This window comes from Christiangramia aestuarii (genome assembly GCF_009735585.1).
In the GTDB taxonomy this organism is placed as follows: domain Bacteria; phylum Bacteroidota; class Bacteroidia; order Flavobacteriales; family Flavobacteriaceae; genus Christiangramia; species Christiangramia aestuarii.
Map to the genome: position 1 here is coordinate 178,649 of NZ_VJVW01000005.1, position 21,602 is coordinate 200,250.

Here is a 21,602-nt window from a genome sequence, read left to right on the forward strand (position 1 = left end):
CTATAAAGCTTAAACCAAAGGGTTTCATATGCTTGAATTTTCCGCAGGAAAGAAATGGAAGATGGGAAAAATTGAACACTCAAATATAATAATTTGATTATCAATATTTTACAATATTTTTCTTAAATTTAAATCATACCCTACATTTTAACTTTTATTAGAATCATCCGCTTATAAATTCGGAATGAAAACAATAATCGTAATTATTTTCATGCTCATAACCGGGCTAAGATGCGAGGGACAGGAAGTGGTCTTCATCAAAAGTGGTGAAAATGGCAATGGCATTCTTCAGCAAAGATTTGAGGAATGTTATATAATTACCCCACAGCATGTCGTTGCCAGTGGCATGGGTAAAATCCAGGTTATAGACAGGAACAGCTATGAACTTACCGCTGAACATAAAAAAAGTTTTCAACCAGACCTTGCCTTGCTTAAAGTGCTGGATGATCCGGGACTCAAATGTCCTGAATGGGAAACTGAAAAGGACATTAACAATATACTGCAAAATTCCAGCTCTGGCTTTATTGAATACCGTGATGAAGTTGGAAAGAAGAGCCTTATTCATGTTTCCATTGTAGAGATCAACCAGAATTTTATTCGGGTGAGTCCGGTGGAGCCTGAAGAAAAGTTCATCAAGGGAAATAGCGGTGCGGCCTTTTTTGTTAAATACAAGGGCAAAAGACTTCTTGCTGGTATGCTCATAAGCATCAGTGAGGAAGCCAGGATAGGTAATGTTGCGCAAATAGACGATATCGAAAGAAGCTTATCTGGTTTTTTCTTTGAACATACCGAAAAGCCCCGGTTAGGGATAATGATCCTGGATGAGGAAGGAGAATTCTCCCCTATTACCAATATCATTAGTTCCAGCCTCGATAAGAGCTCCAAATATACCCCGGTTACCCCTATCCCCGATTCAGATTATTTCAAAGATAAACTGGTAGATATTTTTGAAGGTAAATCGCAGGAACTTCCTAATTCAACCGAAAATGAACTTCAGGAAATTATGTTGGGGAAGCTCAGCTTTGAGACCGAAAAAACTCCCAATAACATGTTTCTGGTAAGGGTAAACCTTGACGGGCGCCTTTACCAGACTACCGAGTTCAGACTCTTAAGCGACCTGAGCCTGGAGGCCAAAGCTATTGCTTTGGATCAGGAAAAGGCGCGTAGAGAATCCCTGAAATACCTTGCAAAAAAACTGGAAAAAGAATTGAACTGATTTTATAACAGGCGCAAAAGCTTTTAAATATTACCTCATGAAAAAATTACTTTTTTTATTCCTGATATTAGGCCATGGTCTAATGGCCCAGGAATTAGATCAGGCTTATATGGATAGCCATCCAGACTGGGAAAAATGGCATGATGAAATCCCTGTGAGTGGAGGAACAAGGGTTGGACTCATGTTACTTGAGAAAACTCCAGATCTGGTACCCAGACAATTCTATGTGAATCTACCTTCTAAACTATCGGGTAAATTATGTGTGGAAGTTAGTTCTCGGGACGGTAGATATTCGGCAAAAGCTCAATATGATCAAACAAAAACTTCCTGGGCGCAGTTCCCATTTCCTACAAAATTCCATACCGAATTAAAGAAGTATAAAGGTGATGAGGTCGTCCTGCTAGCATCTGTGGGCGGATGTGATAGGAGTGAGAAAAGAAAATACCTGGTAAGTAGCTGGCATAAAGTAACACAAAGTGACAGTATCGCATTTTATATTAACTCCAACCTCCCCTGTGGAATTATTTGCGAAGATATCAATCTGAAAAAAGTATGCAATGAGACCCCCTCTCCTTCTGTGGCTTACTCCAAGAAATGCATTTTGAATGCATCTGATCTTTCAGGAATATATAATTTTCAGATAATGCAACGAGAGGAAACCATGGGAGAGATCAGCATGAATTACTATAATTTCCCGGTAATTTATAGAGAATGAGGATCAGGGGACGAAATAGGATCATTATTTCGCTTTTTTTCAAGTTCCTGGTCATAGTAGTGATCATATTTTTTTATATAAAACTATTTATCCCTCAGAACACATATAATGTAAATGCCAGGACCGAGACTATAAGAATAGAAGTGGCTAATGATTCCTACCAAAAAATTCCATTACCATCAGCCACCTATACCGACGGTTTTTTTTCTGAAGAAATAAATGAACATACTGGTTCCTTCAAACCACATCCCAGGACTATAATGACCATTAGCAGGTATTCCAAAGAAAAATTAAGGATCTCTGTAGAAAAAGGAAAAACTGAGAAAAATGAGAACGAGGCAGGGATGAAAGAAGATAATATCCAGTTAGGGACTGGTATTTTTTTTAATGAAAAGGATGAGATCGATTCAAAAATAACCACCGGCAACTTCATTGATTTTTTAATACCCATGGATAGTTTTTCAAAAAGGATAATTATCCCTTTTAGAGGTAAGGTAGAATTAGGTATTAATCCCTTTGCCTCGGTACCCCAGGCCGGGTCTAATATACTCACCGGTGGAGAGGTTCAAATAATAAGTAATGATTTTTTCAGAAAATCATATTATGTGGGCGAGACCTATAGCCTCAATCCTGGTGACCAGATAAGGCTCGAAAAAGAGCCGGACTCCCTGGCAGATTCCTATGGTATTGTGATGGCAGATAAGGATTCTTCCACATTAACGGTAAATTATAAATCTCTGGCTGCCCAGGCGAGGATTTTTACTCCAGGTCCAGTGGATAATCAACAGGGCTATAAACTAAAGGAATCTATTTTCAGCAGATTTAGCAATGACAACTTTTTTATAGGCGTGGCCTGGTTTGCGGGCATCATTATTCTGTTTGCTGAACTACTGGAATTAAAGAATGAGGCAGATATATTCATTACTAATAATATCCTGAAAAGAAGATCCAAGAAAAAGAAAAAATCAAAAAGCTGAAATTGCCTTTTAAAAACTTAATTCTTACCATATAGTCGCAGCTTGGAAATCTCAATATAGTTGAAATAAAGGTCCACATTCACTAGAGAAAACCCAGAAACTTTACACAAATCATACTTTTTAAGCAAAATATTCAATATCTATGCAGCTGAAGGATTTTCTACTTCTTTAAAGTATAGTATTTAGTTTATGATAAAAGCGGTCATCATTGATGATGAAATCAATGCCAGGGAGTTACTAGAAAAGACCCTGCACAGGTATTTCCCCAATAAGTTCAATATTGCCGAAAAATGTGCTTCGGTAGACGCCGGGGTACTTGCCATTAAAAAGCATGAACCAGAACTGGTATTTCTGGATATTCAGATGCCGGAGAAGAATGGATTCGAACTGTTCAAGTATTTCGAAAACATCAATTTTGAAGTCATCTTTACCACGGCCTTCAACCAGTTCGCCATTAGGGCCATTAAGCGCAGTGCGCTGGACTATTTGCTAAAACCCATCAACAAACTGGACCTTGCAGATGCAATCAAAAGGTTCGAGGCCAGGAACAAGGAGAGTTTCGCTCAGAAAAAACTATCCTTACTGCTGGAAAATCTCAACGTGAACGATCAGAATGTTAGTAAGATCGCCTTTCCAACGGTGGAAGGTTTTGAACTAATACATGCGAACCAGGTACTTTACTGCAAGGCCGAGAGTAATTACTGCTGCGTAAAGAAGATCGATGGCTGCACCAACGTGATCACGAAAACCCTGAAATATGTCGAGGAGATCCTCCCTCCGGCTTCCTTCAAACGAATACATAAAAGTTACGTCATCAACCTGAATTTCGTGGTTAGATATCACAAGGCGAATAAGGAAGTAGAGCTTACCAATGGCGAGAAACTTCCTGTCTCATTCCGTAAAGAAGAAGATTTTATAAATGCCATTCTGCAGAACCACTAGACTATTTCTCTTTTTTTCGTTTTGGGTGTCGCTGGCGATCTCCCAGAATTTCCCGGGTAGAAATTATACGGCAGTAGATGAATTACCCAATAATACGGTAAGGTCACTCCTTTTAGACAGCGAGAACAGCCTGTGGATAGGAACAGATAATGGGGTGGTTAGAAAAGAAAACGATGTCTTCAAATACTTTTTTGAAGAAGATGGCCTGGCCCTGAACAGCTGCTGGGCGATAGCCGAGGACAGGAATAAAAATTTATGGTTTGGCAGCTATGGCAAGGGCATCAGCATCTATGATGGTTCCGGATTTAGCAGGATCTCCAAAAAGGACGGACTCATCCACGACGAGATCACCAGGTTATTCCCATTTAAGAACTATATGTTCGTGGGCACCAGTGATGGGATTTCGGTAATAGATATTGATAGCTTTAAGGTTCAATCCCTTAATATCCCACCAACAGATGAGCTGTTTCGTATTCAGGATTTTTTCGAATATAAGGACCAGGTTTATGTGGTCACTTACAAATCTGGCGTATTCAGGATCGACATTAACAAGGCACAGGCCGGGCTCGTAAGGATAAAGAATGATAAGCACCTATATTCTGTTTTTATACACAACGACAGTATTATTAGCAGCAAAAAAGGTTATTTCACCAAATCCAGTCTGCAGAATTACCTTAAACAAAATTCGATTCCAGAAACTAAAGCTGGCCACTCCATCATCTGGGATTACGTGAAGACCAGTAAGAATAAGGTATTTGCTGCCGCCTGGGGAATCTACGATAACAGCGGCGGGATATATGAAATTAAAAATGACCGGTTTATCTCCCGGGCTTCAGATTTTAATATCCCCAGTAACGAAGTCATCTCCCTTGCTTATGACGAGCGCTTCGAAAAACTTTATGTGGGCACCAGGGACGCGGGCATGTTCGAGGTAGATCTGAATTCTCAGGTCAAATTCAATAAGGTTCCGAATAAAGAAGTACTGGATTTCGCCAGAACAAGTAACACCTCAGCAATACTTCTAAATGACGCCATCATTTTGAAGCATACCGGGGAGGAAAAGCTCATCGACCTGCAGCAGCTGAAATCCTGGGAGCAGGATTATGTACATACCACCAATATTCCCCTGCCGGAACATAAAGATGATTTTTATGAGCTGGAATATGGAATGCCGGCCAGGAATATCAGCTTTTATGACCTTAAGGTTTTTAATGATCAATACTGGCTGAATACCAACATCGGCATATTTGCGATCACTGAAAATGCCGGGCTTTATCGCTATCTACCCCTGCATTCTGAAGAAATCAATTTCACCCCCGATGGAAAGCTGGTAGAAACTAACCCTTATGGTGGGCTCAGGGTTTATGACGACCTGGACAAATTTGAATATTCCTATTTCTCTAAAGGAGATCTGGACACGCCTACCATGATCGTAAACAGCCTGAGGTTAAAGGATAAGACCTATTTCACCTCGGTTTTTTCAGGACTTTACAGCAGCAATAACCAGGAATTTATCTCTTATCTGAATGATGGGATCTGGAAAGAAGAAAAACTGCGGCATATCACTTCATTGGGAGAAAATCTGGCTATTTCTACCGAATTCGGCGACGTATTTATTATAGAGGATGGGGACAATTTCACTATTGAGAAGAAAATTCCGCGCGCCAGGATTGAAGGGAACTCTATTTCTTTTTTAGAGGAATATAAAGGGAGCCTTCTTATAGGAACCGAAAAAGGTCTCACGCTATACAGGGAGGGTCGTTTTATATTCCTGGATGGCGAACAGGGGCTGCAACCGCCTTTTCACGGTGCAGCGGTAGAAGATAATACCTTAAAAATAGGCAGTCACAATGGCTATTACCTGCTGGACCTTGAGGCCATCGCAAATTCAGCCGGACTGGTAAATAAAATCAAGCTGAAAGAGGTTTTTATTAATAATGAAAAATTCCCCCTGGAAGAATTTACCACACCGTCTAAGGCCAAATTAGCCTATGACCAGAATACTCTACTGCTAAAATTCAGCACCAATGCGCATCCCTATCCTCATAAACTGGTTTATCAATATCGTTTAAATAAAAGGAAAGAGTGGAGCCAGCAGTCTTCAGAACCCGAAATATTCCTGCCCTTTTTAACACCGAACAGGTACAATATCGAGGTAAGGGTACTGGATAAGAGCACCGGCCTGGAATACACCCAGGAACTGGTGAAATTTTCAATCCTTCCTCCTTTCTGGAAAACCTGGTGGTTCGCCCTTCTGGTACTAATGCTAATTTTACTGATCGTTTATGGCATCTACAGGATTCAGCTAAAACAGGCCAGGGAATTCGAAGCCCAGAAAAGGCAGATACAGAAGCGTTTTGAAGAAACCAAGATGGAAGCCCTCCTGGCCCAGATGAACCCGCATTTTATTTTTAATGCCATGAATTCTATCCAGAATTATATCATGGACAGTGATATAGATAATGCCACGACCTTCCTCGATGATTTTTCCCGGCTCATCAGGCTAAACCTGGATCATTGCACCAAACCTACTATCCTGCTGGTAGAAGAGATCGAATATCTGCAATCTTATATTCGAATAGAAAATACCAGGTTTAACAATGCCATTAATATAATCTTTGAAACAGATCCCCTGATAGATCCCTATGAAATAGAGATCCCCACCATGTTGTTACAGACCTTTGTTGAAAATGTTTTTGTTCATGCTTTCCCTCCCGGGGTGAAAGCCCCCACTTTAAAGGTATCTTTTAAGTGGCTTTCGGAAGGTGTTTTACAATGTAAAATAAAGGACAATGGGATTGGTTACAAGCCTGGTGTTTCCAGGTCCCTGCATCAGTCTAAAGGAGTGAGCCTAGTAAAGGAGCGCCTGGCCCTGCTGGGTTATGATATCGAGGATGCGGTCCAGGTTTTTTCTAAACCAGGAAAGGGAACTGAAGTAAGCATTACCCTGCAGGTCTAACGATTACATTAAAAATCCATACGTTTACTAAACGGGTGAATTTTACTTTGAGCTTCCCCTTATATTTGAAAAAAATTAGGGCAAGTGGCGGCTATACCTTAATTGGGGTCGCTTGCAAAATTGATGTTATGGGTAGGGTCATAATATCTTTTTTGAGCCATGATAGCAGTCACTTCTCTAATCTTTTTTCCTCTCGATTTGCTTAAGCCCAAAGCCCGATCATTTTTCTTTTAATTTCTTCAGCTTTTCCCCCTTAAGACCAGCATATCCTGAAAGTCTTGTTTTTGATTAACTTTATGATATACAAATTCATATCATGAAAAAGCATTTCTACTCCATTCTTTTATGTTTCCTGGCATTCGGCTTTTACCAGTGTAAAGGACAAACGGAAACCGAAAGCGAGCCCTATACGTATAAATCAGGAAGTTTTGATGGCATAGGTAAATTTTATAAAGGTCGGGAGATCGCTCATGTCATGGGATACCAGGGAATCGGCTGGCTGGAACGTCCGGAAAGGGAAAAAGAGGAAAATACCAGCAGGCTGATCGAAAACATGAACATCCAGCCAGGAGATTCTATTGCCGATATTGGTGCGGGTTCTGGTTATCATGTTTTCAAAATGGCACCACTGGCTGGGAACGGATTGGTTTACGCCGTAGATATTCAGCCGGAGATGTTAAGTGAGATAGAGAAGAAGAAAAAATCATCCGGTCAAGGGAATGTCAGGATCATCAAAGGTTCAGAAAAAAGTGTGAATCTACCTCAAAATTCAGTAGACAAGATCCTGATGGTAGATGTGTATCACGAATTCAGTTATCCCGTTGAAATGCTGGAGTCCATGTATAAGGCCTTACGCAAGAATGGCAGGATCTACCTGATAGAATATAAAGGAGAAGACGCCTCTATCCCCATCAAGAAACTGCATAAAATGACCGAAACCCAGGCGGTAAAGGAGTTTGAAGCAAATGGTTTCAGGTTAAAAGAAAACAAAGATAATCTGCCTTGGCAGCATTGTATGGTTTTTGTAAAAAAGTGATTACCGCATAAAACAAAAAACCCGCAATTTTCATTGCGGGTTTTCTTTGCGGAGAAAGAGGGATTCGAACCCCCGGAGGTGTGACCCTCAACAGTTTTCAAGACTGCCGCATTCGACCACTCTGCCATTTCTCCCTGAGTGCCTCATCAGCTATTTGCTGAATGCGGGTGCAAATATAACAAGCTTTTTCAATTTAAAACAAGCTTTTCAGAAACTTTTTCAAACTAATTTTTATCGCTTTCAGAATCAATTAGTTTCAGCATAAAAAATTTCCCATCATATTTTATCCGAAATCCATTCAGATCATTTTTAAACCTTTCCGCAGCAGAATGGTCTATATTTATAGAAGTCTTGTATTTATTTAATATCAAAACCGCTATCTTGGCGGCAATTATTCAAAAAAAATAACTTAAAAATGAAAAAAATACTGGTTATAGCTTTTCCTGCTATCCTTTTGTCCTGCAGCGCGCAGAACGGAAAAGTGGAAAATGCCGACCCAATGGAGTATGCCAACAGCATCACTGCCGATGAGCTTAAAGAACATTTATACACTTTTGCCAGCGACGAATTCGAAGGCCGTGAAACCGGGGAGCCCGGACAAAAGAAAGCAGCCGAATATCTTAAGAATGAATATAAAAAACTGAACCTCCCCTCTCCTATTGGCGGGGATGATTATTACCAGGAGGTGCCTACCAGCTATTTCAGGAACGGGAATATAAAGCCTACTGAAAATGTGGTGGCCTTCCTTAAAGGTTCTGAAAAACCTGAAGAGATCCTGGTGATCTCCTCTCACTACGATCACGTGGGTGTGGACGACCAGGGAAGGATTTATAATGGAGCCGATGATGATGGTTCTGGAACCGTAAGTATCCTTGAGATCGCGGAAGCCTTTGTACAAGCTTCCAAAGACGGTTATACCCCAAAAAGATCTATCCTTTTCCTTAATGTTACTGGAGAAGAAAAAGGCCTGGTAGGATCTAAATTCTATACCGATGAGCCAATTTTCCCGCTGGAAAATACCGTTGCCAATCTTAATATCGACATGATTGGTCGAATCGATCCCGCTCACGAAGGTAATGACAACTATGTGTACCTAATTGGAAGCGATAAGTTAAGCACAGATCTTCACAATCTTAGTGAGAGCGTGAACGAGAAATACATCAATCTGGACCTGGATTATAAGTATAACGACGAGAACGATCCTAACCGTTTCTATTACAGAAGTGATCACTATAATTTCGCCAAGAACAATATCCCGATCATTTTCTATTTCAACGGAACGCACGCAGATTATCATAAGCATACCGATACTCCGGAAAAGATCGAATACGACCTGTTAGCTAAAAGAGCTAAATTGGTTTTCCTTACTGCATGGGAGATCGCTAACCGTGATGCCAGACTGGTAGTTGATAAGGCTACTGAAAGCACCGCAGCCGGGAAATAAATCTTCGGAAATAAACAATTGAAGGAGCCTCGTTTTTTAGCGGGGCTTTTTAGTTTTTAGTATTGAGTATTGAGATGTGAGATGTGAGATGTGAGATGTGAGAATTTGATAGTTTTGATTTAGAATTTCGGGGTTAGGAGTTCAGATTTCGTAATTCATATTTCGACCTTCGGCTTTCTTATCTCGTAATTCGTACTTCGTACTTCCAAATTCGTAACTCGTACTTCAGAATTAGTTCTTGTCTTCCAGCAATGGTACGAACCTGAAGGCTCCAAATTCGGTTTTATCAAACTCCTTGGCAGATTTCCTGATAAAAAGCGTCATAGTTTGCACTTCGGTTCCTACAGGGATCACCAGCCTTCCCCCTACTTTTAACTGACTGAGCAGGTCTTTAGGCACTACCGGAGCTCCGGCGGTTACGATGATCTTTTCGTAAGGAGCAAATTCCGGGATCCCCTTGTATCCATCCCCAAAACTCAGGAATTTGGGTCGATAACCCAGTTTTGTAAGAAAGGTCTTGGTTTTTTTATAAAGCTCCCTCTGCCTTTCGATGCTATACACCTTTGCTCCCAGTTCACAAAGCACCGCGGTCTGGTAGCCGCTACCTGTACCTACCTCCAGCACTTTATCTCCCTTTTCGATCTCTAGAAGCTGTGACTGGAAAGCCACCGTATAGGGTTGGGAGATCGTCTGGTCTGCAGCAATAGGAAAAGCTTTATCCTGGTAAGCGTGGTCCTCGAAGCTACTATCCATGAACAGGTGGCGGGGGATCTTCCCGATGGCTGCCAGCACTTTTTCGTCGGTGATTCCCTTTTTACGAACGGTTCTCACCAATTGCTGTCTTTTGCCCTGATGTCTGTAGGTATCCTTCAAGTTTGTATGCTTTAATCAGGTTATAAAATTAGTCAAACAAGCTGATTTATCCCAAGCAAATAGCACCGGGGATTTGGGCCAATTTTATAAAGTATTTAATATCAAAATGCTATTTTTGTGAAAAATGCAATAAATATGCTGAAAGCAGGAGTTCTGGGTGCAGGCCACCTGGGAAAAATTCATCTCAAACTTTTAAATCAGTCTGAAGAATATGAATTAATTGGATTCTATGATGCGAACAGGAAAAATGCCGAAAAGATCGCTTCAGAATTCGGTTACAAAATGTATAATGATCTGGATAAGCTTATTGCCGATGCAGACATGATAGACGTGGTCACTCCTACCCTTGCCCATTTTGATGTCGCTAAAAAAGTGATCTCTGCCGGCAAACACCTTTTTATTGAAAAGCCTATCACCAATACCTATGCTGAAGCCGAAGAGCTGATAGCTCTGGCCAAAAAACATGGGGTAAAAGGCCAGGTAGGTCACGTAGAAAGATTCAACCCTGCCTTTCAGGCGGTAGCAGATCGCATAGAAAACCCAATGTTCATCGAGGCTCACCGTTTAGCGGAATTCAATCCGCGCGGAACCGATGTGCCGGTAGTGCTGGACCTGATGATCCACGATATAGACGCGGTGCTCAGCGTCGTGAAATCTGAGGTGAAAAAGATCAATGCCAGCGGGGTTTCGGTAATCAGCGATACTCCAGACATCGCCAACGCGAGGATAGAGTTCGAGAATGGCTGCGTGGCCAATCTTACCGCCAGCCGTATCTCCATGAAGAATATGAGAAAATCAAGGTTCTTCCAGCGTGATGCCTATATTTCAGTAGACTTTTTGGAGAAAAAATGTGAGGTGGTGAAGATGAAGGATGCGCCCGAGGATCCCGACGATTTCGCCATGATCCTTCAGAATGCTGAAGGGATCAAAAAGCAGATCTATTTCGACAACCCGGATGTTTCTCCTAACAATGCGATCCTGGAGGAACTGGAAAGTTTTGCCGATGCCATAAATAATGATAAAGAACCTGTGGTCACCATGGAGCAGGCTGCCAAAGCCCTTCAGGTTGCCAACCAGGTGATTGCTAATTTTAATGTATAATTAAAGAATAAAGACTTTCAACGTAAAATCGTCAAGCTGAACTCGTTTTAGCTTCCCAGAATTTGAGATCCTGAAACAAGTTCAGGATGACGTTTAAGAAAGTCACCATAAAAAACTAATTAAATGAAAAACGTTGCAGTAATAGGGGCCGGAACCATGGGTAACGGGATTGCCCATACTTTCGCCCAAAGCGGATACAAAGTTCAATTGATCGATATTTCTGAAGACAGCCTTAAAAAGGGAATGGCGACCATCTCCAAGAACCTCGACAGGATGGTGGCAAAGGAAAAGATCAGCGAGAGCGATAAAAATGATACGCTCAACAACATTACTACCTATACTGAAATTTCAGAAGGCGTAAAAGAAGCCAGCCTGGTGGTGGAAGCAGCTACCGAAAATACTGAGCTTAAGCTGAAGATCTTCAGGCATCTTGACCAGAGCACGGCCGAAGATACCATCCTGGCAACCAATACTTCTTCTATTTCTATTACCCAGATCGCCGCTGCGGTTTCCAATCCTCAACGGGTTATCGGGATGCACTTTATGAACCCGGTGCCAATCATGAAACTGGTAGAGATCATTCGCGGGTATAATACCAGCGATGAAGTGACCAATATCATCATGGAGCTTTCTAAAAAGCTGCACAAGGTTCCGGTAGAAGTGAACGATTATCCTGGCTTTGTAGCTAACAGGATCCTGATGCCAATGATCAACGAGGCGATAGAAACGCTTTACAATGGCGTTGCCGGAGTTTACGAGATAGATACGGTAATGAAGCTGGGAATGGCTCACCCAATGGGACCATTGCAACTGGCCGATTTCATTGGGCTGGACGTATGCCATTCTATCCTCGAGGTGATGTATGACGGATTTAAAAACCCGAAATACGCTCCATGTCCACTACTTACCAATATGGTAAGAGCCGGGAAGATCGGGGTGAAATCTGGAGAAGGATTCTACGATTATTCTGAAAGCAAAAAAGCCGAAAAGGTTTCCGCACAGTTTAGCAGTTAGAAATTAGTATTGAGATTTAGATATGAGATTTCTCAGTCGCGCTGCAGCACTCCTTCGAAATGACTTGTTATAGTTCATTTCGAGCACAGCGAGAAATCCCTTTAAAGCAATAGATTTAATTTGACCATAATACTTCCATTTAAGGCGGTAAGGCCGGCCCGCGAATATGCGGGCCTGGTTGCTTCCCGCTCCTACGAGGATTACAGTGAGGAAGAGCTCAGAACACAGCTCGAGTTCAACCCCTACTCTTTTCTCCATATAATAAATCCCGGCTATAAATTTCAGCATGAGATCGGCGGGGAAAAGCGTTTCGGGATGGTGAAGAACCGCTACCTGGAATTCAAGGAAGAGAACACTTTTATCCAGGACGAACAGCCCTGCTATTATATCTACAATATCAAAACCAGGGAAGCTTCCTGTTGCGGCATCATCGCGGCGGCCAGTGTAGAGGATTATGAGAAGAACGTGATTCGCAGGCATGAGGACACCATAGCCCACCGCGAAGAACTTTTTAAGGAATACTTAAAAGTGGTTGGCTTCAATACCGAACCTGTCCTGCTTACCTATCCAGATAATGAAGTGATCAATGAGCTGCTAAGGGAAAGGATGAAGTCCAGGCCAGAATATGAATTTGCTACGGCCAACAAGGAGATACATTCACTGTGGTTGATAGACGATCCTGAAAATATTGAAAAGATAAGGCTGCAGTTCGAGGCCATGGAAAAGCTTTATATAGCAGACGGGCACCACCGCAGTGCTTCCTCCTGGTTACTGGCCAAGGAAAGCCGCGAGAACAATCCCGAACATACAGGAAAGGAAGCCTATAATTTTTTTATGAGCTACCTGATTTCTGAAAGCAACCTTCGCATCTTTGAATTCAGTAGGCTTATCAAGGACCTTAATGGTCACACCAAGGAAGAGTTTCTTATCCTCCTCGATGAGTGGTTCCGCATAGAAAATCGCGGGTACGAGGTGTACAAGCCTTCGAAAAAGCATCATTTCAATATGTACCTGGACGGCGAGTTCTATTCACTTTACCTGCGGAAGACAAATTATGAATTTACCGATTCTTTGAGCGAGCTTGATTCTTATATTCTATATGAAAAGATTTTGAAGCCCTTGCTCGGCATTGAAGACCTGAGGTATGATAAACGTATTGCCTATATACACGGCCGTAACGACCTTATTGAACTAAAGACCCGGGTAGATAGCGGTGAATTCAGGGTAGGCTTCGGAATGTTGCCGGCGGGAATCGAAGAAATCAAACAAATTGCCGATGAAAATTTGACCATGCCGCCAAAAAGTACTTATATTGAACCTAAATTGCGAAGTGGTCTTACCATCTACGAATTCTAAGTATTTAGACCCTACAAAACCAGCCTGATCGAATCTATCGATCCTTAATTTCAAAATAAATAAAGGATGGACATTTCAGAAAATATCAAAAAATATAAGAGCGAACTTCCCGAAAGTGTGAAGCTTGTCGCCATTTCCAAGACCAAACCCAACGAAGATCTTATGCAGGCCTATCGCGCCGGGCAGCGCATCTTCGGGGAAAACAAGATCCAGGAAATGACCGATAAATGGGAAGAACTGCCCAAGGATATAGAATGGCACATGGTTGGCCATGTTCAGCGGAACAAGGTGAAATACATGGCGCCTTATGTTTCCCTGATCCATGCCGTAGACAGCCTGAAACTTCTGAAAGAAATCAACAAGAGAGCGAAGCAGAATGAGCGGAGCATCGATTGCCTGCTACAGATAAAGATCGCCGAGGAAGATTCAAAATTTGGAATCTCAGCAGAAGAGGCTAAAGAGATCCTGAATTCTGAAGCTTACGCCAAGATGGATCATGTTAAGGTGATCGGCCTTATGGGAATGGCCACTTTTACCGATGACGAAAAGCAGGTGAGATCAGAATTTGAATATTTAAAGTCAGTTTTCGACCAGATGAGAGACCAACACCCCGACCTTAAGGAACTTTCTATGGGTATGAGTGGTGATTATCAGATCGCTGTAGATTGTGGCAGCAGCATGGTAAGGATAGGAAGTAGTATATTTGGGGCTCGAAATTATAATTAACGAAGGAGAGAATATTTGTACGCGATATTAGACATAGAGACGACCGGTGGGAAATACAATGAAGAAGGGATCACCGAAATTGCAATTTACAGGTTCGATGGTCATCAGGTGACCGATCAGTTTATTAGTCTTATTAACCCCGAACAGCCCATTCAGCCTTTTGTGGTGAACCTCACGGGCATCAATAACGATATGCTGCGCAATGCGCCCAAATTCTACGAAATTGCCAAACGCATTGTAGAGATCACCGAAGACTGTATTTTGGTGGCCCATAATGCAAAATTCGATTATCGCATATTAAGAACCGAATTCAGAAGGCTGGGCTTCGAATACGAACGCAAAAGCCTGTGTACGGTAGAGCTTTCCAAAAAACTTATCCCGGGACTCCCCTCTTACAGCCTGGGAAAACTGGTTAGGTCACTTGGAATTCCTTTAAGCGACCGGCATCGTGCCGCAGGTGACGCCCAGGCCACGATCAAACTCTTTAAAATGCTGCTTAACAAGGATGATGAAAAAGACATCATGAAGGAGCATGTTCGTAAGGAACCTAAACGTAACCTTGACACCAAACTGGTTTTTATCTTGGAGGAACTGCCTTCAGAAACCGGTGTTTATTACTTCCATGATGAGAATGGGGAGATCATTTATGTTGGAAAATCGCGAAACATCAGGAAAAGGGTGAACCAGCATTTTACCAACGACAATCCTAAATCCAGGGAGATGCAGCGAAAAGTGGCTTCGGTTTCCTATGAGCTTACCGGAAATGAGCTCATTGCCCTGCTTAAGGAAAACCAGGAGATCAAGGAGATCAAACCAAGATATAATCGTGCCCTGAAGAGGGACATTTTCAGCCATGCGCTATACCATTCGGTAGATGAAGATGGCTATATAAATTTCAAAATCGGCCGGGCCAGCAAGGCAAAGAACAGCATCACCACCTTCGGTTCACTGAAATCTGCCAAGAATTCCCTTACAAAATGGGTAGAAGAATTTGAGCTTTGCGAACGCCTCTCCGGTATTCACGGGGGTTCGGGGAATTGCTTCGCTTTTACCATTAAAAGCTGTCATGGCGCCTGTATCGCTGAAGAAACTCCTGAAGAATATAACGATAGGGCTAGAATGCTTATAGAAAGACATTCTTACAACAACCAGAATATGTTACTGGTTGGCCGGGGAAGAGAGGTAGATGAAAAGAGCGCCCTGCTTATAGAAGACGGGGAATTCAAGGGCGTGGGCTATTTTAACCTGAACCACCAGATAAACAACCTGGATATCATCAGGTCTATTATTAACCCAATGGAGAATAATCGCGATGCCCAGCACATAATCCAAAGCTTTTTACGTAAAAAACATAACTTTAAGATCATCCATCTATCCATACAGGAATAAGCTTCCGGAATTTTTTATACTTTTAACCTACTGTGAAAGACCGCCGAAAAACCATGCCGCACTGGAAGTTCAAACTTCATGAAGTAATTTATGAAGCTGATACTCCTGCGGGTAAGATTTTCGATATCGCCCTGCTCATAGTGATCTTTATCAGTGTGATACTGGTAATGATGGAGAGCGTCACCTCCCTGCTAAATAAGTATGCCTGGGAGTTTTATATAGCTGAATGGGTGATTACGGCCATTTTTAGTGTAGAATATGTCCTGAGGATTATTGCGATTAACAAGCCTAAACGATATATCTTCAGCTTTTACGGAATCGTAGACCTGCTTTCTACACTTCCAAGTTATATCGGCTTTATTTTTGGCGGGGCAAACCTGCTCTTTGCCATCAGAGCACTAAGATTGCTTAGGGTTTTCAGGGTCTTAAAGGTGACACGTTATATTGGTGAATCAAGAAAACTGATCTCAGCCCTTAGAAACAGCAAGGCCAAAATCCTGGTATTCCTGTTCGCGGTATTTATTATTTGTATCATCGCAGGTACTTTGATGCACCTGGTTGAAGGCAAAGGCGGCGGATTTGACAATATCCCCCTAAGTATCTACTGGTGTATCGTAACCCTTACCACGGTTGGGTTTGGAGATATCGCCCCGGTGACCCCATTAGGCCGATTGATCGCCTCCATTATCATGATCACAGGTTACGGAATCATTGCTGTTCCTACAGGAATTGTAAGTGCCGAATATAGCAAGGCGACCGATAAACCCATAAGAAATACCCAGGTTTGCCCTAACTGTAATGAAGGGAAGCACCTGGATAACGCCAAGTTTTGCCATAAATGCGGATTTCTTCTTAATGACTAATTTTCTTGTTAACATCCTTGGCCCTACTGCGATTGGAAAAACCTCGCTTTCCATAAAAGTTGCACGACATTTCAACACCGAGATCATTTCAGCCGACTCCAGGCAGTTTTACAAAGAAATGAAGATAGGCACCGCAGTGCCGGAAAACTTTGAACTTGAACAGGCCCCGCATCATTTTATTCAACATATTTCCGTGGAAGATAATTATTCGGTTGGGGATTTTGAAAGAGAGGCGATGGCCAGACTGGAGCAACTGTTTGAATCCCATGAACTGGTCGTGATGGTTGGTGGTAGTGGTCTTTATGTTAAAGCGGTTACCGAAGGTCTGGATGATTTCCCGGAGGTTGATCCGGAAATTAGACCACGCCTGAACAGACACCTGGAAGAAGAAGGAATAGACTGGCTACAGCAGAGACTTTTCGCCCTGGACCCCGAATATTATAAAACTGCCGATGTACAGAATCCGCACCGCCTCATCAGGGCACTGGAGATCTGTATATCTACCGGGAAGCCATTTTCAACTTTCCTGAATAAGGAAAAAGAGAAACGAAATTTCAAGACCGTCAGCATTGGCCTTACCGCAGATCGAGAAAAGATCTACGAACGCATCAACCGCCGGGTTGATATAATGATGGAGAACGGACTCCTGGAAGAAGCTAAGGCCCTATATCCAAAAAGACAGCTGAACGCGCTGAACACCGTGGGCTACAAAGAACTTTTCAGGTATTTTGATGGAGAATGGGATCTGGAAACGGCTGTAGCTGAAATTAAAAAGAATAGCAGACGCTTTGCCAAACGACAGCTTACCTGGTTCAGGAAAGACGAAAACATCAAGTGGTTTGCCTACGATGATGAACCTCAAAAGATCTTTGATTATATAGAGAAAGAGATCAATACTTATAAATGATCCTTTTGGCCACTGTCCTTTCATTGGTTACGATCTTAAGTACATAGACCGCCTCCTGTAAATAACCTATCTGCATCGCATATTCAAGGTCGGTTGGCTCAAAGTCTTTGGCCGTGATGAATCTTCCACGATGGTCGAATACCTCTACCCGCTCTATTTTTTCACCGGTTGGAACCGAAATTTTAAAATTACCGGTATTCGGATTGGGATACACGAATATATATTCGAATTCTTCCACAATCTCTTCACATATACCCTCGGCAGCTATGATAGTGACTGTAGCCGTAGCAGTGCTTACGTTTCCATTGGTATCTTCTGCGGTCACCTGTACCTGGTTCTCACCAACATTCTTACAACTAAATTCCGTGCGGCTTAGGGTATAAATTATCTCCGCATCACAATTATCGAAAGAGCCATTATCTATATTTCCCAAAGAGATCGAAGCCATTCCTTCTGTATTTAGCTGCAGGCTTATATCTTTCAGTCTTAGTTCAGGCGGAGTATTATCTTCCAGATATACGAAAAAGGAACAGCTTTTTCTGCCGTTTTCATTCTCCACAAATAAACTCACCTCAGTTTCGGCCACTGAAATAATTGTTCCGGGAGCAGGCTGCTGACTTACTACCAGGCCTTCTCCATTGTTAACCTCTGCTTCATCGGTAAAATCTGGCAGGATGAAGGAGCAGTTCGCGTCGTATTCGAATTCCTTATTCCCAGGACAGTTTATCATCAATTCATCTTCCCTTACTATATCCAACTGGAAACTACAGCGGGTGGAGTTCCCAAGATCATCATTTACTTCAAAACTTATCTCCAGGTCATCGCTCACGGGAGTGCCCGGAGCAGGTACCTGCACAATTTCCACCTGACTGCAGGTAGCATCAACGATTAGTTCATCTCTGTAATCTGGCAGACTTATTTGTTCACTTCCTGCCAGGCTCAGCATTATATCTCCGGGACAGGTTATCTCAAGTTCACTAACCGGAATAAGATTGATAGCACAATTCTCGGTTTGACCATTAAAGCTTGCGGTAATATTTATATAAAGATCTGAATTAAGATCCAGTACAGAACCCGCTTCAATAGACTGACTGATCTCGGCATCGGCAGGACTGAAATCCAGGATTTCCGAAAACGGGGGAACTATATATTCGCAATTTTCATTAGGATAGATCTCATATTCGCCGGGGCAGTTCAGGATAATTTCTCCCTGGGCGACCTCAACAATGTTTACGGTAAAAAGACAGGTAGCAGATCTGCCAGAATCATCGGTCGCCCTCACTCTCACATCGGTAGTTTCGGTAATAGGAGTTCCCGGTTCGGGATCCTGGGTGATCGCCAGATCCTGGTCGCAATTATCGGTTAATTCAAAATCATCACGGAAATCTTCCATGGTCCAATTACCCCCTTCAGGAATTTCTATTTCTATATTCCTATTCACGCAGTCGGTGAACTGAGGGGCTGTCTCATCAACTAGGGGAACATCAAATTCACAAATCCCCATAAGTTCGTCACCGTCATAAACTTCCAGGCTAACCTGCAGCAGGTCATCTCCCTTGATATAGTTCTGAAGCACCCTAAACTCGGTAAAGTTCTGCGGATTCGTGATCTGGTCCCGGTAATCGGGTATCTCGTATTCGCAATTCGCTCCCTTGGTAATAGGTTGAAAACTGTCTTCTGCAGGACAATCAAAAGTTGGCTCCGGTGTAGCTTCCTGAATGATTTCTACGGTAAAACTACAGGGTTCAGAAATATTACCGGCCTCATCTGTCACGGTAATAGTCACTACCTGGTCTTCATTAATTGGAGTTCCGGGTGCCGGAGTCTGTACTGGAATTAAACCAGTACTGCAGTTATCTGCTACTGTAACCTGAGAAGTATAATCATTTAGAATATGATTTTCTCCCTCCTGGATGGTAAAGGAAAGATTATCAGTTGGGCAATTTGAAATTGTCGGGGAAAGATCGTCAATTAGATCAACATTAAAACTGCATACATCTACTAACTCTCCCCCTTCTCCATCATATACCTGTAGGGTAACACTAACGGAGTTTTCATTTTCAGAATAGGTTTGCACCAAATATGGCTCAGCATCAAAATTTTGTGGGTTTAAAATTTCATATTCCGGAACGCTTACGGAACAATTCTCACCATAATACAACGGCTCTAATTCACTTTCTACGGGACAATCAAAAGTTGGCTCCGGTGCAGCTTCCTGAATGATTTCCACGGTAAAACTACAGGGTTCAGAAATATTACCGGCCTCATCTGTCACAGTAATCGTCACTACCTGGTCTTCATTAATTGGAGTTCCGGGTGCAGGAGTTTGAACCGGGTTCAAACCATTGCTACAGTTATCTGTTACTGTAACCTGAGAAGCATAATCATTTAGAATATGATTTTCTCCCTCCTGGATGGTAAAAGAAGGATTCTCAGTTAGGCAACTTGTAAATACAGGATCTTCATTATCACTGACTATAATATCGAAACTACAGGTAACTGGTCCATTTACACCATCATCTGCCTCGTAGATTATCGTCGTAATCCCTACCGGGAATTCGTCACCGGAATTTAAACCTGAGCCATCAGTTCGAGTGGGAGTTATAGATCCGCTATCGTCGGTAACAACTGGGGTGGCAAAAGTAACTACTGCAGCACATTGACCGGTATCATTATTTTTAGGAATATCGGCTGGACAATTTTCAAATTCGGGTGGAGTATCTTCAGGGTCTTCCCCTTCAACAGTAATGCTTAACCTACAACTAGATTTATTTCCAAAACCATCTGTCGCTTCAAAATCAACATAATTCTCACCAATGGGAAATTGACTACCGGAGGACAATCCCGAAATGCGTTGCACAGAAACACCACAGGCATCAGTAGCAGTGGCGGTGGCATAGTTTACAATCGCAAAATCATTACCTGTCTGGGCCTGGACGGTGATATCTGCTGGACAGGTAATTTCAGGTTTAGTGATATCAAAAGCAGGGGTTCTTTCATATATTTCAAGATCGAATTCCAGTCGAGAAGGAATATAAGCCCCGAAAAAGTTTACCCCGAAGATTTCGGAATTATCAACATACATTCGGTCACATTGATTAAAAGTTATATCCAAAGGAAAATCAATTTTATCGACGAATGTTTTGACCAAAACTTGATTGGCATCAAAAATTTTGACCACAAAATCCTCGTTGTTAATCCCGTCCCTTACTTCTCTTGCCACAGCCAGAAGATCAATTGACTCGTAATTGATAAAGTCATTAAAATCAACTCTATCTGCATATTCTAAAACATGCAGATAATCAAAACTATCTACGGCAATAGATGCAGGAGATTGTAAATTGGAAATACTTTTTATAAGATTCAAATTAGAATCCAGCATCAAAAGCCTACCATCTCCCTGACTTACAAAGACCCTTTTTTGGGAATCCACAGCAACTCTATATGGTTGGGATATATCTGTATCGTTAGTTAGGATACTTCCATCTGTTTTGTAGACTCTCAACCTGCTTAACTCATCGTTTTCACATCCTGAATTTGCCTGATTATACTCTGCTACATACAAATTATTATCTGAGTCGAATTCGATACCGATGGGCCTATAAAAAGAGGTCAATTGAATTTTGCTACTTAACAACTGACCATTTTGATCAAAGGCTTTAATCTTTCCATTGTCACTGCAGCTGCCCTGTGCAAGATAGTCTGCCACATAAATAATATCGTTATTATCAACGGCCAGGTCAACAGGATTATCGAGTTGATTAGCTGGAATAATAGTAGAAATAAGATTCCCGTCTGAATCCCTTTTCTGTACACCATTACCGAAAGACAAGGTATATACATTCCCTTTAGAATCTGTGGCAATAGAAATAGTGATATCCTCCACATTAAGGTCTGTAGCAGAAACCGTAGGAAGATCTACCTTATCCTGCCAGATATAACTGGGTACAATATCGGCTGGATCCTGCCCAAAAACGGCTGGAATAAAACCTAAAAGAAATAAAATGAAAGTGCAGGCCCTCTTAGTGGAAGCGCCTTTAAAAACAGGAATATCGGCTGCACTTATCAAGTTAGGGCATATTGA

General features: G+C 42.1%; 16 protein-coding genes and 1 tRNA gene. 14 read left to right on the plus strand and 3 right to left on the minus strand.

The window, feature by feature from the left end:
- The first annotated feature begins 184 nt into the window (after positions 1-184).
- The 6 genes from FLP08_RS13630 to FLP08_RS13655 all read left to right on the plus strand — a co-directional run bounded on the left by FLP08_RS13630 (position 185) and on the right by FLP08_RS13655 (position 7,845).
- Positions 185-1,216 carry a hypothetical protein gene (locus tag FLP08_RS13630; RefSeq protein ID WP_156277473.1) on the plus strand — a complete coding sequence of 344 codons (1,032 nt, stop codon included), beginning with the start codon at positions 185-187 and terminating at the stop codon, positions 1,214-1,216.
- Between the two features lie 37 nt (positions 1,217-1,253).
- Entirely contained in the window at positions 1,254-1,931 is a 678-nt protein-coding gene (locus tag FLP08_RS13635) for a hypothetical protein (RefSeq protein ID WP_156277474.1), read from the plus strand.
- Entirely contained in the window at positions 1,928-2,908 is a 981-nt protein-coding gene (locus FLP08_RS13640) for a hypothetical protein (protein WP_156277475.1), read from the plus strand. Before FLP08_RS13635 ends, FLP08_RS13640 begins: the two co-directional genes overlap by 4 nt.
- Positions 2,909-3,097: 189 nt before the next feature.
- Entirely contained in the window at positions 3,098-3,850 is a 753-nt protein-coding gene (locus tag FLP08_RS13645; protein ID WP_156277477.1) for a LytR/AlgR family response regulator transcription factor, read from the plus strand.
- Positions 3,828-6,809, plus strand: a complete 2,982-nt coding sequence (locus tag FLP08_RS13650) for a sensor histidine kinase (protein ID WP_156277478.1) — start codon at positions 3,828-3,830, stop codon at positions 6,807-6,809. Before FLP08_RS13645 ends, FLP08_RS13650 begins: the two co-directional genes overlap by 23 nt.
- A gap of 316 nt (positions 6,810-7,125) precedes the next feature.
- Positions 7,126-7,845, plus strand: a complete 720-nt coding sequence (locus FLP08_RS13655; protein WP_156277479.1) for a class I SAM-dependent methyltransferase — start codon at positions 7,126-7,128, stop codon at positions 7,843-7,845.
- Positions 7,846-7,894: 49 nt separating this feature from the next.
- Here FLP08_RS13655 and FLP08_RS13660 read toward each other — a convergent pair.
- Positions 7,895-7,979 (minus strand) — tRNA-Ser (locus FLP08_RS13660).
- Between the two features lie 281 nt (positions 7,980-8,260).
- Between FLP08_RS13660 and FLP08_RS13665 the strand changes: the two genes are divergently transcribed.
- The gene (locus FLP08_RS13665) at positions 8,261-9,289 is read left to right on the plus strand and encodes a M28 family peptidase (RefSeq protein ID WP_156277480.1); all 1,029 of its coding nucleotides are present in this window, start codon (positions 8,261-8,263) and stop codon (positions 9,287-9,289) included.
- 231 nt (positions 9,290-9,520) lie between these two features.
- Here the strand turns inward: FLP08_RS13665 and FLP08_RS13670 are convergent, their stop codons facing one another.
- The gene (locus FLP08_RS13670) at positions 9,521-10,162 is read right to left on the minus strand and encodes a protein-L-isoaspartate(D-aspartate) O-methyltransferase (protein ID WP_156277481.1); all 642 of its coding nucleotides are present in this window, start codon (positions 10,160-10,162) and stop codon (positions 9,521-9,523) included.
- Positions 10,163-10,297: 135 nt separating this feature from the next.
- On the opposite strand from FLP08_RS13670, the gene FLP08_RS13675 reads away from it, so the two are divergent.
- From FLP08_RS13675 to miaA, 7 genes are all read left to right on the plus strand, one after another.
- Positions 10,298-11,263: a Gfo/Idh/MocA family protein gene (locus FLP08_RS13675; RefSeq protein WP_156277582.1), complete on the plus strand. Its 966-nt coding sequence runs from the start codon at positions 10,298-10,300 to the stop codon at positions 11,261-11,263.
- 123 nt (positions 11,264-11,386) lie between these two features.
- Positions 11,387-12,277 (plus strand): 3-hydroxyacyl-CoA dehydrogenase family protein, encoded by an 891-nt coding sequence (locus FLP08_RS13680; protein WP_156277483.1) that lies wholly within the window; start codon positions 11,387-11,389, stop codon positions 12,275-12,277.
- A 120-nt stretch (positions 12,278-12,397) separates the two neighbouring features.
- Complete coding sequence (locus FLP08_RS13685) at positions 12,398-13,633, plus strand: DUF1015 domain-containing protein (protein WP_156277485.1); 1,236 nt, start codon at positions 12,398-12,400, stop codon at positions 13,631-13,633.
- A gap of 66 nt (positions 13,634-13,699) precedes the next feature.
- Positions 13,700-14,359, plus strand: a complete 660-nt coding sequence (locus FLP08_RS13690; RefSeq protein ID WP_156277487.1) for a YggS family pyridoxal phosphate-dependent enzyme — start codon at positions 13,700-13,702, stop codon at positions 14,357-14,359.
- 15 nt (positions 14,360-14,374) lie between these two features.
- Entirely contained in the window at positions 14,375-15,748 is a 1,374-nt protein-coding gene (locus FLP08_RS13695) for an exonuclease domain-containing protein (RefSeq protein WP_156277489.1), read from the plus strand.
- A 53-nt stretch (positions 15,749-15,801) separates the two neighbouring features.
- Positions 15,802-16,611, plus strand: a complete 810-nt coding sequence (locus tag FLP08_RS13700) for an ion transporter (RefSeq protein ID WP_156277583.1) — start codon at positions 15,802-15,804, stop codon at positions 16,609-16,611.
- Positions 16,604-17,518 (plus strand): tRNA (adenosine(37)-N6)-dimethylallyltransferase MiaA, encoded by a 915-nt coding sequence (gene miaA / locus FLP08_RS13705; protein WP_156277490.1) that lies wholly within the window; start codon positions 16,604-16,606, stop codon positions 17,516-17,518. The genes FLP08_RS13700 and miaA overlap by 8 nt, the downstream gene beginning before the upstream one ends.
- Here miaA and FLP08_RS13710 read toward each other — a convergent pair.
- Entirely contained in the window at positions 17,502-21,587 is a 4,086-nt protein-coding gene (locus FLP08_RS13710) for an HYR domain-containing protein (RefSeq protein WP_156277491.1), read from the minus strand. The two genes, miaA and FLP08_RS13710, sit on opposite strands and share 17 nt — an antisense overlap.
- Between the last annotated feature and the right edge of the window lie 15 nt (positions 21,588-21,602).